Source organism: Rhodococcus sp. Z6_132 (assembly GCF_058133635.1).
In genome coordinates, this window is the sequence record NZ_JBYUNP010000002.1 from 83,732 (window position 1) to 98,335 (window position 14,604).

The 14,604-nt window shown below is 74.3% G+C and carries 15 protein-coding genes; 13 read left to right on the top strand and 2 right to left on the bottom strand.

The features are described 5' to 3' along the window. Nucleotides 1-11: 11 nt before the first annotated feature. Both AC3YO9_RS07015 and AC3YO9_RS07020 read right to left on the bottom strand, forming a co-directional pair. A complete protein-coding gene (locus AC3YO9_RS07015; RefSeq protein WP_489982650.1) occupies nt 12-1,859 on the bottom strand; it encodes a flavin-containing monooxygenase in 1,848 nt (615 codons plus the stop codon). A 70-nt stretch (nt 1,860-1,929) separates the two neighbouring features. After that, on the bottom strand, nt 1,930-2,817 hold the full coding sequence (locus AC3YO9_RS07020; RefSeq protein WP_489982651.1) for an SDR family NAD(P)-dependent oxidoreductase: 888 nt from the start codon (nt 2,815-2,817) through the stop codon (nt 1,930-1,932). 231 nt (nt 2,818-3,048) lie between these two features. Here AC3YO9_RS07020 and AC3YO9_RS07025 point away from each other — a divergent pair, with 231 nt between their 5' ends. The 13 genes from AC3YO9_RS07025 to AC3YO9_RS07085 all read left to right on the top strand — a co-directional run bounded on the left by AC3YO9_RS07025 (nt 3,049) and on the right by AC3YO9_RS07085 (nt 14,461). Next, complete coding sequence (locus AC3YO9_RS07025) at nt 3,049-3,504, top strand: riboflavin kinase (RefSeq protein WP_489982652.1); 456 nt, start codon at nt 3,049-3,051, stop codon at nt 3,502-3,504. Between the two features lie 80 nt (nt 3,505-3,584). Further along, nucleotides 3,585-4,025, top strand: a complete 441-nt coding sequence (locus tag AC3YO9_RS07030; RefSeq protein ID WP_489982653.1) for a hypothetical protein — start codon at nt 3,585-3,587, stop codon at nt 4,023-4,025. Further along, entirely contained in the window at nt 4,022-4,969 is a 948-nt protein-coding gene (locus AC3YO9_RS07035) for a hypothetical protein (protein ID WP_489982654.1), read from the top strand. Before AC3YO9_RS07030 ends, AC3YO9_RS07035 begins: the two co-directional genes overlap by 4 nt. Then, nucleotides 4,956-6,311, top strand: coding sequence for a V-type ATPase 116kDa subunit family protein (locus tag AC3YO9_RS07040; RefSeq protein WP_489982655.1), 1,356 nt, complete (start codon nt 4,956-4,958; stop codon nt 6,309-6,311). The genes AC3YO9_RS07035 and AC3YO9_RS07040 overlap by 14 nt, the downstream gene beginning before the upstream one ends. A 38-nt stretch (nt 6,312-6,349) precedes the next feature. Beyond that, nucleotides 6,350-6,778: an ATP synthase subunit C gene (locus tag AC3YO9_RS07045; protein ID WP_489982656.1), complete on the top strand. Its 429-nt coding sequence runs from the start codon at nt 6,350-6,352 to the stop codon at nt 6,776-6,778. A 3-nt stretch (nt 6,779-6,781) separates the two neighbouring features. Beyond that, nucleotides 6,782-7,003 (top strand): hypothetical protein, encoded by a 222-nt coding sequence (locus AC3YO9_RS07050; protein WP_489982657.1) that lies wholly within the window; start codon nt 6,782-6,784, stop codon nt 7,001-7,003. Continuing rightward, nucleotides 7,000-7,542 carry a V-type ATP synthase subunit E family protein gene (locus AC3YO9_RS07055; protein ID WP_489982658.1) on the top strand — a complete coding sequence of 181 codons (543 nt, stop codon included), beginning with the start codon at nt 7,000-7,002 and terminating at the stop codon, nt 7,540-7,542. Before AC3YO9_RS07050 ends, AC3YO9_RS07055 begins: the two co-directional genes overlap by 4 nt. Next, nucleotides 7,539-9,275, top strand: a complete 1,737-nt coding sequence (locus AC3YO9_RS07060) for a V-type ATP synthase subunit A (protein WP_489982659.1) — start codon at nt 7,539-7,541, stop codon at nt 9,273-9,275. The genes AC3YO9_RS07055 and AC3YO9_RS07060 overlap by 4 nt, the downstream gene beginning before the upstream one ends. Beyond that, nucleotides 9,272-10,684 carry a V-type ATP synthase subunit B gene (locus AC3YO9_RS07065; protein WP_489982660.1) on the top strand — a complete coding sequence of 471 codons (1,413 nt, stop codon included), beginning with the start codon at nt 9,272-9,274 and terminating at the stop codon, nt 10,682-10,684. Before AC3YO9_RS07060 ends, AC3YO9_RS07065 begins: the two co-directional genes overlap by 4 nt. A gap of 3 nt (nt 10,685-10,687) precedes the next feature. Continuing rightward, nucleotides 10,688-11,299 (top strand): V-type ATP synthase subunit D, encoded by a 612-nt coding sequence (locus AC3YO9_RS07070; RefSeq protein ID WP_489982661.1) that lies wholly within the window; start codon nt 10,688-10,690, stop codon nt 11,297-11,299. Between the two features lie 60 nt (nt 11,300-11,359). Beyond that, nucleotides 11,360-12,193, top strand: a complete 834-nt coding sequence (locus tag AC3YO9_RS07075; protein ID WP_489982662.1) for an alpha/beta fold hydrolase — start codon at nt 11,360-11,362, stop codon at nt 12,191-12,193. A 95-nt stretch (nt 12,194-12,288) separates the two neighbouring features. Beyond that, complete coding sequence (fadD1, locus tag AC3YO9_RS07080) at nt 12,289-13,866, top strand: fatty-acid--CoA ligase FadD1 (RefSeq protein ID WP_489982663.1); 1,578 nt, start codon at nt 12,289-12,291, stop codon at nt 13,864-13,866. Between the two features lie 124 nt (nt 13,867-13,990). After that, nucleotides 13,991-14,461, top strand: a complete 471-nt coding sequence (locus AC3YO9_RS07085) for a DUF4383 domain-containing protein (RefSeq protein ID WP_127783684.1) — start codon at nt 13,991-13,993, stop codon at nt 14,459-14,461. Nucleotides 14,462-14,604 lie beyond the last annotated feature (143 nt).

A 14,604-nucleotide genomic window follows, 5' to 3' on the forward strand; every position in this document is an offset into this window, starting at 1 on the left:
GGCCGCGAGCCTCAGCTGAGGTGGTGCACCGGCTGCAGGCCGAACACCGGGGTGGAGATGCCCTCCAGCCGGGCCTTGAGCTGCAGCGCGAGGTAGAGCGAGTAGTGCCGCGACTGGTGCAGGTTGCCGCCGTGGAACCACAGCGCCTCCTGCTGGGTGGGCTTCCACATGTTGCGCTGCTCGCCCTCCCACGGCCCGGGGTCCTTGGTGGTGTCCGAGCCCAGCCCCCACACCTTGCCCACCCGGTCGGCCACCTCCTGGCTGATCAGGTCGGCCGCCCAGCCGTTCATCGAGCCGTAGCCGGTGGCGTAGACGACGACGTCGGCGGGCAGCTCGGTGCCGTCGGCCAGCGCCACGGCGTCGGTGGTGAGGTGGTCCACCTGTCCCTTGGCCAGCCGCACGTCACCGTTGGCCACCAGGTCGGCCGCGCCCACGTCGATGTAGTAGCCCGAGCCGCGGCGCAGGTACTTCATGAACAGCCCCGAGCCGTCCTCGCCCCAGTCGTGGTCGAAGCCGGCGGCCTCCAGGCGGGCGTAGAAGTCCTGGTCCCGCTCGGCCATCTGCTGGTAGAGCGGGATCTGGAACTGGTGCATGATCCGGTACGGCAGCGAGGCGAAGATCAGGTCGGCCTTCTCCGTGGTGATCCCGTTGGCCAGCGCCTGCTCGGAGTACAGCGCGCCCAGGCCGATCTCCATCAGGCTGGCGCTCTTGACGATGTGGGTGGACGAGCGCTGCACCATGGTGACGTCGACGCCGTACTCCCACAGCGCCCCGCAGATGTCGAAGGCGGAGTTGTTGCTGCCGACCACCACCACCCGCTTGCCCACGAACGGGTCCGGTCCGGGGTGCGCCGAGGAGTGGTGCTGCGCGCCCCGGAAGACGTCCTGGCCCGGCAGCGTCGGGACGTTGGGCTTGCCGGACATGCCGGTGGCCAGCACCAGGTGCTTCGGGCGCAGGGTGAGCGGGGCGCCGTCGCGCTCCACCTCCACCGTCCACTCGCCGGCCTCGGGGGAGTAGGACGCGCTCAGCGCCCGGGTGCTGGTCCAGTAGGGCACCTCCATCACCCGCGTGTAGGACTCCAGCCAGTCACCGATCTTGTCCTTGGGCGCGAACACCGGCCAGCTGTCCGGGAACTTCAGGTAGGGCAGGTGGTCGTACCAGACCGGGTCGTGCAGACACAGCGACTTGTAGCGCCCGCGCCACTGGTCGCCCGGGCGGGGATGCTTGTCGATCACCAGCGCGGGCACGTCCAGGTGGCGCAGCCGCGCGCCCAAGGCGATGCCGCCCTGCCCGCCACCGACCACCAGCACGTAGGGCTGGGTGACGGTGCCCAGCTCGGCGTCCTCCTTCTGCCGCCGCTCCAGCCAGGTCAGCCGCTCCTTGTTGGCCCCGTGCTCGGCGCCCATCGGCCGCTGGGTGCCGCGCGGCTCCTCGAAGCCGGTCAGCTCGTAGAGGGTGGTGAGCAGGGTGAACGCCTTGGGCCCGTCCTCCTCCACCAGGCGCAGCAGCCCGCGGCCGCGGCCCACCGCGGTGGCGAAGGTGATCCAGGCGGTGGTGACGCCGTCGGCGTCCTCGGGCGGCTCCTCGGTGGCGAAGCCGTGCGGGTCGGTGTCCGCCAGCGTGGCGCGCAGCAGGTCGGCCACCCCGTCCGGGTTCTCCACCGTGGTGAGGTTCCAGGAGAAGGCGACGAGGTCGCGCCAGAAGCTGGTGGCGGCGAACATCCCGGCCGCCCGGTCCACGTCCCGGTCGTGCAGGGCCTGGTCGAAGTCGGCGAGCCAGGCGTCCACCCGCTGTTGCGGGTCGGTGGTGGCGGTGCCGAGCGGGGCGGTGTCGGTGCTCACGGCGTTGTCGGTGCTCATGGGGACCTCCCAGCGGGTTCAGCCCTGCGAGCATAGGACCGCCGCTGTGACTCACGCCACAAGAGCGGGACTAGTCGCCGAGGCCCGCCGTGGCGAGCTGGGCGGCCACCTCGGCCGGGGTCCAGGGCGGGCTGTCGGCGTGGTCGCGCCAGCCGAGCAGGGTCTCCGCCGGCGGGGCGAAGCGGCCCAGGTAGCAGCCAGCCGCGGAGAGCACCTCGCCGCTCACGCCGGCGGAGAGGTCGCTGGCCAGGTAGGTGTACAGCGGCGCCACGTACTCCGGTGGCGCCGGGGCCAGCGACGCCGCCAGGGTCACCTCGTCCAGCAGCCCCCGCTGGTGCAGCCGCTGCACGTGCTGGGTGTAGTCGTCGCCGGTGGACAACCGGGTGCGGGCGCCGGGGCACACGGCGTTCACCCGGATGCCGTGCTCGCGCAGCTCCCGGGCCAGGGCCAGCGTCAGGCTGTTCACCCCGCCCTTGCCCGCGGCGTAGCCGGTGCCGCCAAACATCCCGGTGAAGGCGTGCGAGCTGGTGTTCACGATGACCCCGCCACCCCGCTCCCGCAGCACCGGCGCCGCCGCGCGACAGGTGGCGAAGGTGGAGGTGAGGTGGCTGTCCAGCAGCTCCTGCCAGTCGGCGGGGGAGATGTCCAGGATGGACGAGCCCGCCGGCTCCGCGGCTCCGGCGCAGTTGACCAGCACGTCCAGCCCGCCGTGCACCGCCACCGCGGTGTCCACCAGCTGGGCGGCCACGGCGTGGTCTGCAGCCGAACCGGGCACCGCCACGGCACCGCCACCCACCTGGGCGGCAGCTCGCTCGGCGGTCGCCGCGTCGCGGCCGTTCAGCACCACTCGCGCCCCCTCGGCCGCTAGGGCGTGCGCCACCGCCAACCCGATGCCACGGCTGGAGCCGGTGACGACGGCGACCTTCCCGGCGAGCAGCTGTGCGTGGTCGGTGCTCATCGGCGTCCTCCTGGCGCGGGCGGGGCAACCCTGGTGAACCTGCCTTCGGCGCAGCGTGAGCGCAAGGTCCGCTCAGTGGAAGAAGACGCCGCACGTGGCATCGGCGCAGGTCAGCGCACCGAGCGGTGGTCCGGCCCGGTGGCCGCGCCACGCGCGCCGGGGTGCGGGCGCTGGCGGCGTGTACTTTCCGCGGGTGACGGGGAGCGCCCCCGCGGACCGCTGGAGGAGCGCATGGCCATCAGGCCGGGCAAGGACAACGCTGTGGTGCTCGACGTGGAGGGGGTGGTTGAGCACGGGGACAAGCGTGGCCGGCTGCTGGGCTTTCCCACCGCCAACGTCGCCGTGCCCGACCACGCGCTGAGCGACGGCGTGTGGGCCGGCACCGTGCAGATCGACCCGGCCAACGACGGCCCGGTGCACGTGGCCGCGGTGTCGGTGGGCCACCGCCCGACGTACTACGGCAAGGACGGCGAGCGCCTGCTGGAGGCCTTCCTGCTGGACTTCACCGGCGACCTGTACGGGGCCACCGTGCTGGTGCGCCTGCACGCCCACCTGCGGCCGCAGGTGCGCTTCGTCGGCTCCACCGAGCTCATCGAGCAGCTGCGCCTGGACGTGCTGGACGCCCGCGCCTGGGCCGCCGCGCAGGGCATCACCATCACCGAGGAGCGCTCCGCCCAGGCGGGCTGAGCCCACCCTCGCGCCACCGGCGCGACCTACGATCGAGAGGGTGCCCCGCCGCTGCGGGCCACTGGCGATCGGAGGACGCCGTGCCGCGACCACGAGACATCCTGCGGCGCTTCCAGGCGGCCGCCGCCCCCGGTGCCGCCACCGCCAGCGGAGTCCCCGCCGACCGGGCCGCCGAGATCGCCGCCGAGCTGGCGCCGGTGCTGGCCCGCCTGCAGCCGGAGCAGGAGCAGGCCGAGGCGCTGCGCCGCCAGGCTCACGAGCAGGCCGAGCAGCTGCGCACCGAGTCCGCCGAGCGCGCCCGAACCACCGCGGCCGCCGCCCAGCGCGACGCCGCTGCCGCCCGGGCCGCGGCCGTGCAGCAGGGCACCCGTCAGGCTGAGCAGGAGGCCGCCACCGCGCTGGCCGCCGCGCAGCAGCAGGCCGCCCGGATCCGTGCCACCGCCGCGCAGCGCATGCCCGAGCACGTGCACCGGGTGCTGGCGGGCACCCGCGCCGCGCTGCGGGAGCAGACCACCGGATGAGCACCGCCTGGGTGGCCGGGGTGGTGCGGGGCCGGGCGCTGGCCCAGCGGCGGCTCGGGGCCGGCGGGGCGCGGCACCTGGCCGAGCAGCCCAGCCTGGATGCCGCGCTGGGGGTGCTGCACGAGGCCTCCTACGGCCACGACGTGTCGGTGGGCCAGGACCTGCGCACCGCCCAGCGCGGGGTGGCTGCCGCGGTGCTGTGGAACCTGCGGGTGCTCGCCGGCTGGCTGCCCCGCGACGGCGCTGAGGTGGTGCGCGCCCTCGCCGGTGGCTTCGAGGTGGCCAACGCGGAGGCGCACCTGGCCCGGCTGCAGGGCTCGGCGACGGAGGTCGAGCCCTTCGCGCTGGGCACCCTGGACGTCGCCGGGCAGCGGCTGGCCGCCACCACCAGCGTGCCCGCCGCGCAGGCAGCGCTGGAGGCGTCGCCGTGGCGGGTGCGGGCCGGCGCCGCGGTGGACGAGCTGCAGCTGGCGCTGCGCCTGGCCTGGGCCGACGCGGTGGCCGCGCGGGTGCCCGAGGCGGCCACCTGGGCGCGGGCGGCGGCGGTGCTGCAGGTGCTGCGCCGCGTGGCCGTCGCGGGCGAGCCGGTGCCGCCCAGCGTGCTGACGCAGGCGTCCGCGGTGGTGAGCCCCGCGTTCGCCGCGACCGTCACCACGGCGCCGGAGGACCTGGACGCCGTGCGGGCGAGCCTGCCCAGTGCTATCGCCTGGGTGCTCGAGGGGGTGGCGGAGCCGGCTGAGCTGTGGCAGGCCGAGGCGCGCTGGTGGCTGCGGGTGGAGGACGAGGCTTTCGCGCTGCTGCGCGGCTCCGGCTACGGCCGCAGGCCGGTGGTGGGGGTGATCGGGGTGCTGTCCGTGGACGCCTGGCGGGTGCGCGCGGCCCTGGAGTGCGCCGCGCGTGGCGGCAGCGGCGCGGTGCTGGAGGCCTTCGATGCCGTCGCGTGAGCGGGTCCGGCCCCAGCGGGCGAGCGGGCAGGTGCCGGTGCGGATGGAGCGGGTGGCCCTGCTCGCTCCGCACGAGCAGCTGCCGGAGGTGCTGCTACACGTGCGGGCCGCAGGCACGGTGGAGCTGGAGCTCCCTGGGGAGGGGCGAGACGCGGGCGCGCAGGCCCAGCCCGACCTGGACACCGTGGCCGCCGGCGCGGTGCGGCGCGGGGAGGTGGACGGGTTGCTGGGCTGGATGCCGGCGGCCGCGGTGCCCGCCCTGGCCGATGACCTCGTCGACCTCGGCGGCGCCGTGGTGCCGCTGCGCCGGCCCCGCGGTGTGGACCCGCCCACCATGCTGCAGCCCGGCAGCACGGTGCGACAGTCGATGAGCCCGCTGGTGCAGGTGTACGGCACGGTGCCCTACGCCGACCTCGACCCCAGCCTGCTCGCCGGCGGTACCTACGTCTTCATGTTCGGGATGATGTTCGGCGACGTCGGCCACGGCGCGCTGCTGGTGCTCCTCGGCGTGCTGATGGCCGCCGGCAAGCCCCGTCAGCTCGCCCGCTTCCGGGTGGTGTGGCCGCTGGTGGTGGGCTGCGGCCTCGCGGCGGCGGTGTTCGGGCTGCTCTACGGGGAGTGCTTCGGCCCCACCGGCGTGGTGCCCACGCTGTGGCTGCAGCCGCTGGAGGAGCCGATCACCCTGCTGTTGGTTGCCCTGGGCATCGGCGCGGTGCTGCTGGCTGGCGCCCAGGTGCTGGGCATCGTCAACCGCTGGCGGGAGGGCGGCTGGCCGCTGGCGCTGTCCTCGGCCACCGGCATCGCCGGAGCCGCCCTGCTGGCCGGGCTCGGGCTGGTCGTGCTGGCGCTGTGGGCGGGCCTGACCTGGTTGGTGGTGGTGGGCGCGGTGGTGATCGTGGCCGGGGTGGCGCTGGCGTTCCTGGGCTTCGTGGCCACCGCGGGCGGCGGCGCCGCGGGCCTCACCCAGGCCGCGGTGGAGGTGTTCGACGCGGTGATGCGAGTGGGCACCAACCTCATCTCGTTCGCCCGGCTGGCCGCGTTCGGGCTCACCCACGCCGCGCTGGGCGAGGTGGTGTGGGACGGCGCCACCAGCCTGTGGGACCTGGGTGGGGTGGCGGTGCTCGCCGCCGTGGTCGTCTTCGCGCTGGGCAATGCGGTGGCCTTCGCCCTGGAGGCGCTGGTGGCCGGGGTGCAGGCGCTGCGGCTGGAGTACTACGAGCTGTTCTCCCGGGTGTTCACCACCGAGGGGCGACCGTTTCGTCCCTGGCGCCCGGAGCCGGGCTCCGACGGTATGGCCCGACCTACCATCGACAGGGACGCCGCCCCGCCCGCGAGCGTCTGATCGGAGGACGCCGTGCTGCGACCACCAGACCCTCGCGCATGATCGCCTGGCTGCTGGCACTGCCCGTCCTGCTCGGCGGGTTCGCCGCCACCCGGCTGCTGCTGCGCCGGCGCGGACGAGCGGCGGTGCGGGTGCTGGTGGCGGCCAACGCGGTGCTGTTCGTGCTGGGGCTGGTGGCGCTGACCGTGCTGGCCGCGATCGGACCCGGCGCCGCCGAGGCCTCCACCGTCACCGCGCAGGCCGCCGCCGACGGCGACACCTGGGCGGCCCTGCTGGGTGCCGCCATCGCGGTGGCCGGGTCGTCGCTGGGCGCCGCGGTGGCGGTGGCCTACACCGGGGCGGCGGCGCTGGCCGCGATGAGCGAGCGTCCTGAGCTGTTCGGCCGCTCCATGGTGATCGTCGGGCTGGCCGAGGGCATCGCCATCTACGGGCTGATCATCGCCATCATCCTCATCGGGCAGGCGTGAGCGGTGGGCCGCGTCGCCGTGATCGGCCAGCGCACGGCGTGCGTGGGCTACGCGCTGGCCGGCGCCACCGTGCTGGCCGCCGAGGACGACGCGGCCGTGCGGCACGCCTGGCGGCAGCTGCCCCCCGACGTGGAGCTGGTGCTGCTGACCGCGGCCGCCGCGGCCGCCCTGGGTGAGCTCCGGCCGGTGGGCCGGCCACCGCTGACGGCGGTGCTGCCAGGATGAGCACCCCGGTGCGCGACCCGCTGGAGCCGGTGCGCCGCGCGGTGCTCGACCACGCCCGTGCCGAGGCCGAGTCGCAGCTGGCCGCAGCCCGCGAGCACGCCGCGCAGGTGGACGCCCAGGCCCGTCGTGACGCCGAGGCGGTGGTGGCCGCCGCCCGCCGCGAGGGCGAGGCCGAGGCGGCGGCGCTGCAGGCCACGGCCCGCTCCCGCGCCCGGCGCGAGGCCCGCGAGGTGGTGCTCGCCGCCCGCCAGCAGGCCTACGACGACCTGCGTGCGCAGGTCCGCGCCGCGCTGCCGGCCCTGCGCGAGGACCCCGCCTACCCGGCCTGGCGGCAGCGGCTGGTCGCCCACGCCCGGCAGGTGCTCGGCGAGCACGCCCGCATCAGCGAGCCACCGGAGGGCGGGGTGCGGGCGGAGGCGGACGGTCGGCTGCTGGTGCTCACCCTGGACGACGTCGCCGCGCAGGTGCTCGAGGGCCTGGGCAGCGAGGTCGAGGGGCTGTGGGCCACGGACTCCGCTGGGGCTGGTGAATCACCGTGAGCGCAAGAGTGTTTCGGGTCGCCGGCTCGCTCGTCGGGGTGCAGGACGAGCCCGGCTCGGCGGTGGCGATGAACGAGCTGCTGCTGCTGGGGGAGCACCGGCTGCCCGGTGAGGTGGTGGCCATCGCCGACGACGAGCTCACCGTGCAGGCCTACGAGGAGACCGGCGGCCTGGGCCCGGGCGCCCCCGTGCAGCCGCAGGGCGCACCGCTGTCGGCGCGGCTCGGACCGGGGCTGCTGGGCGCGGTGCTCGACGGGCTGCTGCGCCCGCTGGCCGACGCCGGCACCTGGCTCACCCCGGGGCAGGCCAGTGCCCCGCCGCCGGCGCGCACCTGGGCGTTCACCCCCACCGTCGCGGTGGGTGACGTGGTGGGCTCCGGCGACGAGCTGGGCACCGTGGCCACCGCCGGACCGCTGCGGGTGAGCGTGCTGGCGCCTCCGGGAGTGGCGGGCACGGTGGAGCAGGTCGCCGCGCCGGGTGCGCACCCCGACGACGCGGTGCTGGCCACGGTGGCCGGGGTGGGGGTGCCGATGAGCCCGCAGTGGCCGGTGCGCCAGGCCCGCCCCTGCGCCGACCGGATCTACCACCCGGAGGCCCTGCACACCGGGCAGCGCGTGCTGGACCTGCTCTTCCCGGTCGCCCGGGGCAGCAGCGCGGCGGTGCCCGGCGGCTTCGGCACCGGCAAGACCATGCTGCTGCAGCAGGTGGCCAAGTGGTGCGACGCCGACGTCATCGTCTACGTCGGCTGCGGCGAGCGCGGCAACGAGATGGCCGACGTGGTGGCCGAGCTGTCGGCGCTGGAGGACCCGCGCACCGGGGACCGGCTGATCCTGCGCACCGTGGTCATCGCCAACACCTCCAATATGCCGATGATGGCCCGCGAGGCCAGCGTCTACAGCGGCGTCACCGTGGCGGAGTACTTCCGGGACATGGGCTACCACGTGGTGCTCATCGCCGACTCCACCTCCCGCTGGGCCGAGGCGCTGCGCGAGCTCGCCTCCCGCACCGGCGAGCTGCCCGCCGAGGAGGGTTACCCCGCGCACCTCGCCTCGGCGCTGGCCGCCTTCTACGAGCGGGCCGGGCACGTGCGCACCCTCGGCGGGCGGGCCGGGTCGGTCACCATCCTGGGCGCGGTCTCACCCGCCGGTGGGGACATGACCGAGCCGGTCACCGCGCACACCGAGCGGTTCGTGCGCGAGGTGTGGACGCTCGACCGCGACCTGGCCTACGCCCGGCACTACCCGGCGGTGGCCTGGGCGGGGTCGTTCTCCCGCGACGCCGCGGCGCTGGGCGGCTGGCACGCCGCCGGCGGTGACCCGGGCTGGGCGCAGCGCCGGGAGCGGGCGCTGGGCTACCTCGCCGACGCCGACCGCCTCACCGCCCTGGCCGAGCTGGTGGGCGCGGCCTCGCTGCCCGGGGCGGAGCGGATGGTGATGCTGGCCGGCTCGCTGCTGCGCCAGGGGGTGCTGCAGCAGAGCGCCCTCAGCCGGAACGACGCGTTCTGCTCCGCGGCCAAGGGTGCGGCGCTGCTGGCGGCGGTGCTGACGGTGGTGGACCGCTGTCTGGCGCTGGTGGCGGCCGGGGTGCCGCCGGGGCGGGTGGAGGAGCTGGACTACGGGCCGCTGCTGCGGGCGGCACAGGAAGCCGGCCCCACCGACGCCGCCGGGGTGCAGGGCCACCTGGACGCGGTGCTGGCCCGGCTGGACGGGTTGCGGCAGGACGCCGACGCATGAGCGCCGCCGAGCACGCCGCCACCGACCTGGGGACGGTGCAGTACACCGACGTCGCCGAGGTGCGTGGCCCGCTGTTGGTGGTGCGCGGCGTGCGCGGCGTCGGCTGGGACGAGGCGGCGCGGATCGAGCTGGGCAGCGGCGAGACCCGCAACGGCCTGGTGCTGGAGGTGGACCACGACCGGGTGGTGGTGCAGGTGCTCGAGGGCACCCGCGGCATCCTGCCCGGGCGCACCCGGGTGGCGTTCACCGGTGCCGCCTTCCGCATCCCGGTGGGCACCGACTGGCTGGGGCGGGTGTGCAACGGGCGCGGGCGCCCCATCGACGGCGGACCGCCCATCTTCGGCACCACCACCGCGCCCATCTCGGGGGCTCCGCTCAACCCCACGTGGCGCGACCCGCCGGCGGACGCCGTGCTCACCGGGGTCTCCGCCATCGACGCGCTGGACACCGTGGTGCGCGGGCAGAAGCTGCCGGTGTTCTCCGTGGCCGGCCTGCCGCACCTGGAGCTGGCCACCCAGATCGCCGCCCAGGCCACCGTGGGTGACGAGCCGTTCTCGGTGGTCTTCGCCGGGATGGGGCTGACCAACACCGACGCGGCCGCGGTGCGCGACGCGCTGGAGGCCCGCTCGGCGGAGAGCGAGCTGGTGCTGCTGCTCAACACCGCCGACGACCCGGTGATCGAGCGCATCCAGACCCCGCGCATCGCGCTCACCGTGGCCGAGCACCTGGCCTTCGACACCGGCCGGCACGTGCTGGTGGTGATGAGCGACATGACCGCCTACGCCGAGGCGCTGCGCGAGGTGTCGGCCGCCCGCGGGGAGATCCCTGGGCGCCGCGCCTACCCCGGCTACCTCTACAGCGACCTCGCCTCGCTGTACGAGCGCTGCGGCCGGATCCGGGGCACGGCCGGCTCGGTGACGGTGCTGCCGGTGCTGACCATGCCCGCCGGGGACATCACCCACCCCGTCGCCGACCTCACCGGCTACATCACCGAGGGCCAGGTGGTGCTCTCCCGGGAGGTCCAGGCGGCCGGGGTGTACCCGCCGGTGGACCCGCTGAGCTCGCTGTCCCGGCTGATGCGCAAGGGCGCCGGCCCCGGGCGCACCCGCGCTGACCACCTGGACGTGGCGGCGCAGGTGATGTCGGCCCTGGCCCGCGCCCGCCAGGTGCGCGAGCTGGCCGAGCTGGTGGGCGAGGACGCGCTCAGCGACACCGACCACGCCTACCTGCGCTACCAGACGCGGGTGGAGCAGCACCTGCTGAACCAGCGCCGGGACGAGGCCCGCAGCCTGGACGACACCCTGGACCGGGCCTGGGACGCACTGGGCGTGCTGCCCCGGCGGGAGCTGACCATGCTGCCGGTGGCCCTGCTGGACGAGCACTACCGACCCGCCGGCGAGCAGGGCTGAGGGGTGCCGCGGCCGGTGCGGGTGCCGCCGGGGCGGGCCGGTCGCCTGGCCCTGCAGCGGCGGCTGGGCGCGGCGCGGCAGGGTGCGCGGCTGCTGGACCAGCAGCTGCGGGTGCTGCTCACCGAGCGCGAGCGCATCGCCGCCCAGCGCGACTCCTCCGCGGCCGGCTGGGCGGAGCTGCACCGCGACGCCGAGCGGTGGCTGCTGCACGGGGTGCTGCTCAGCGGGGAGCAGGCGGTGGACGCCGCCGCGGCACCGGTGACCGCGCAGGTGACGGTGCACTGGCGCCAGCTGATGGGGGTGCGCTACCCCGACGACGCGCAGCTGCGGGTGGATGGTCCGCCCGCCGACGCGCCGCTGCCGGCCAACAGCGCGCTGGTGCTGGCCCGCCGCCGCTACCAGGACGCGCTGCGCGCGGCAGTGCGCCAGGCGGCGCTGGAGACGGCGCTGGCGGTGCTGGACGGGCGGGTGGTGGCCACCCGGCGGCGGCTGCGGGCGCTGGAGCAGGGCTGGGTGCCGCGGCTGGCGGAGGCGCTGCACGAGCTGGAGCTGGTGCTGGCCGAGCAGGAGCAGGCCGACAACGTCCGGCTGCGCTGGGCTGCAGCGCGGCGCTGATTCTAGTGTGGTCAGCACCGCAGAGCGCCACTGCTCGCCGGCCAGGAAGAGGGGCACCCCATGGGCTACGTCACCGTCGGCACCGAGAACTCCACCCCCGTCGAGCTGTACTACGAGGACCACGGCAGCGGCCAGCCCGTGGTGCTCATCCACGGCTACCCGCTGGACGGGTCGTCGTGGGAGAAGCAGGTGGAGGCCCTGCTGGCCGCCGGCTACCGCACCATCACCTACGACCGGCGTGGCTTCGGGCGCTCCAGCAAGCCCGCCACCGGCTTTGACTACGACACCTTCGCCGCCGACCTCAAGGCCGTGCTGGACGAGCTGGACCTGACCGACGTGGTGCTGGTCGGCTTCTCCATGGGCAGCGGCGAGGTGATGCGCTACCTGGGCACCCACGGGTCGGGCCGGGTGGCCAAGGCCGCGGTGCTCGGTGGGTTTGGCCCGTTCCTGCTGCAGACGCCAGACAACCCCGACGGCGTGCCGCAGTCGGTGTTCGACCCGCTGCTGGCGGGGGTGACGGCCGACCGCTACGCCTTCTTCACCCAGTTCTTCCAGGGCTTCTTCAACACCGACGAGAACCTCGGCACCCGGCTGAGCCAGGAGGCGCTGGACGCCAACACCCAGCTGGCCTACAACGCCTCCGGGCACGCCTCCATCTGGGCGCAGCCGACCTGGCTCACCGACTTCCGCGCCGACATCCCCCAGATCGACGTGCCGGTGCTGATCGTGCACGGCACCAAGGACAACATCCTGCCGATCGACAACACCGCCCGGCGGCTGCGCACCGAGCTGCCCGAGGCCACCTACGTGGAGATCGACGGTGCTCCGCACGGCATGGGCTGGACCTACGCCGAGGAGGTCAACGCCGCACTGCTGAGCTTTCTCGCTGGTTAGCGGGATTTCGCCGCCGAATCAACCCCTGGGCAGGGCCTCCGTGGGCCGCTACATTGCAGCGGACAGTGAGACGTGTATCACAGGGGGAGTCTTCGGTGACCGAGACCGTTCAGCAGATGTTGCGCCAACGCACCGAGGACGACACCCCGGGGGTGAAGTTCGGCGACCAGCAGTGGAGCTGGCGCGAGCACCTCGCCGAGGCCGCCGCCGAGGCCGCCGTGCTCATCGCCGGCGCGCAGCCCGACCGTCCGCTGCACGTGGGCACGCTGCTGGGCAACACCCCGGACATGCTGCGCGCCATGGCCGCCGCGGGCCTCGGTGGCTACGTGCTGTGCGGCATCAACAACACCCGCCGCGGTGCCGGGCTGGCGGCCGACGTGCTGCGCGCGGACTGCCAGGTGCTGCTCACCGACGCCGAGCACCGGCCGCTGCTGGCTGGGCTGGAGCTGCCCGGGGTGCAGGTGATCGACACCTCCGACCCGGAGTGGGCGCAGCGCCGCGCGGGTGCCGGAGCGCTGGTCCCGCACCGTGAGGCCGAGGCCATGGACACCTTCATGATGATCTTCACCTCCGGCACCAGCGGCGACCCCAAGGCCGTGCAGGTGCCGCACGTGATGGCCGTGTTCGCCGCGCAGACGCTGGCGGAGAAGTACGGGCTCGGCCCGGCCGACACCTGCTACCTGTCCATGCCGCTGTTCCACTCCAACGCCGTGCTCGGCGGCTGGAGCGTGGCGGTGGCCAGCGGTGCGGCGATGGCCCCGGCGAAGTTCTCCGCCTCGCACTTCCTGGCCGACCTGCGCCACTACGACGCCACCTACCTCAACTACGTGGGCAAGCCGCTGGCCTACGTGCTGGCCACCCCCGAGCAGCCCGACGACGCCGACAACCCACTGCGGGTGGCGTTCGGCAACGAGGCCAGCGACCGCGACATCGAGGACTTCAGCCGCCGCTTCGACTGCACCGTGTGGGACGGCTTCGGCTCCACCGAGAGCGCGGTGATCGTCACCCGCGAGCCGGGCACCCCCACCGGGTCGATCGGCAAGGGCTTCGAGGGGGTGGCGATCTACCACTCCGACACCGTCACCGAGTGCGCCACGGCCCGCTTCGACGACACCGGCGCGCTGGCCAACCCGGAGGAGGCGATCGGCGAGCTGGTCAACACCGCCGGTGCCGGCTTCTTCTCCGGCTACTACGGCGACGAGCAGGCCAGCGCCGAGCGGATGCGCCACGGCATGTACTGGTCCGGCGACCTCGCCTACCGGGACGCCGACGGCTGGATCTACCTGGCCGGACGCACGTCGGACTGGATGCGGGTGGACGGGGAGAACCTCGCCGCCGCACCCATCGAGCGGATCCTGCAGCGGCTGCCCGCCGCCAACCGGGTGGCGGTGTACGCGGTGCCCGACGAGCACATCGGTGACCAGGTGATGGCCGCGGTGGTGCTCGGCGACGAGGACACGCTCACCCCAGGCGGCTTGCAGGAGTTCCTCTCCGCCCAGGGCGACCTGTCCACCAAGGCGTGGCCCCGCTACGTCCGCATCGCACCAGACCTGCCCAGCACCGCCACCAACAAGATCCTCAAGCGCGAGCTGGTCAAGCAGGGCCCCACCGCCGGCGACGGCCAGCTGTGGGTGCGCGAGGCCGGTGGTCACCGCTACGTCCAGGCCACCTAGGTCCACGCCACCTAGGTCCACAGTGGCTCGAATGGCTGGCTGCGGCTGCGGTGTCTAGCGTCGTGGCTGCGTCAAGTCGAGGCGCACCACGGCACGCGTCGACAACCGCAAGAGAAGGGTGTTCATGATGTCCGCACCGCAGTCGCAAGCTCGATCGCTGGTTCAGTACGGTGCCCTCGTGGTGGGCGTGGTCTTCCTGCTCGTGGGGATCCTGGGCTTCATCCCCGGCGTCACCACCGACTACGACATGCTCGACTTCGCCGGGCACGAGTCCGGTGCCAAGCTGCTGGGGATCTTCGAGGTCTCGATCCTGCACAACATCGTGCACCTGCTGTTCGGCGTCGCCGGAGTGGCGCTGGCTCGCGCCGCCAACACCGCCAAGCTCTACCTGATCGTCGGCGGGATCATCTACCTGGTGCTGTGGATCTACGGCCTCGTCATCGACAAGGACAGCGGCGCCAACTTCATCCCGGTGAACACCGCAGATGACTGGCTGCACTTCGGCCTCGGGGTCGGCATGATCGCCCTAGGCTTCCTGCTGCCCTACCTCGACGCCAAGCGGCGCGCCGACGTGCGGACGAGCCCCACCGCCTGAGCTCCCCACTGATCCGTCCACGGGCCTGCACCTCGGTGTGGGCCCGTGGCGTGTGTGCGCAACACGTAACCCAGACGTTTCGCTGCGTAACGGGTGAGCATTCCGACGGTGACCAACCGGCAATAGTCGGGGTCTGTACTTGC

What these genes read in the sequence shown, in the direction of transcription:
- AC3YO9_RS07015 (WP_489982650.1), bottom strand. Translation starts at nt 1,859, where the DNA reads ATGAGCACCGACAACGCCGTGAGCACCGACACCGCCCCGCTCGGCACC.
- AC3YO9_RS07020 (WP_489982651.1), bottom strand. Translation starts at nt 2,817, where the DNA reads ATGAGCACCGACCACGCACAGCTGCTCGCCGGGAAGGTCGCCGTCGTC.
- AC3YO9_RS07025 (WP_489982652.1), top strand. Translation starts at nt 3,049, where the DNA reads ATGGCCATCAGGCCGGGCAAGGACAACGCTGTGGTGCTCGACGTGGAG.
- AC3YO9_RS07035 (WP_489982654.1), top strand. Translation starts at nt 4,022, where the DNA reads ATGAGCACCGCCTGGGTGGCCGGGGTGGTGCGGGGCCGGGCGCTGGCC.
- AC3YO9_RS07040 (WP_489982655.1), top strand. Translation starts at nt 4,956, where the DNA reads ATGCCGTCGCGTGAGCGGGTCCGGCCCCAGCGGGCGAGCGGGCAGGTG.
- AC3YO9_RS07045 (WP_489982656.1), top strand. Translation starts at nt 6,350, where the DNA reads ATGATCGCCTGGCTGCTGGCACTGCCCGTCCTGCTCGGCGGGTTCGCC.
- AC3YO9_RS07055 (WP_489982658.1), top strand. Translation starts at nt 7,000, where the DNA reads ATGAGCACCCCGGTGCGCGACCCGCTGGAGCCGGTGCGCCGCGCGGTG.
- AC3YO9_RS07065 (WP_489982660.1), top strand. Translation starts at nt 9,272, where the DNA reads ATGAGCGCCGCCGAGCACGCCGCCACCGACCTGGGGACGGTGCAGTAC.
- AC3YO9_RS07075 (WP_489982662.1), top strand. Translation starts at nt 11,360, where the DNA reads ATGGGCTACGTCACCGTCGGCACCGAGAACTCCACCCCCGTCGAGCTG.
- AC3YO9_RS07085 (WP_127783684.1), top strand. Translation starts at nt 13,991, where the DNA reads ATGATGTCCGCACCGCAGTCGCAAGCTCGATCGCTGGTTCAGTACGGT.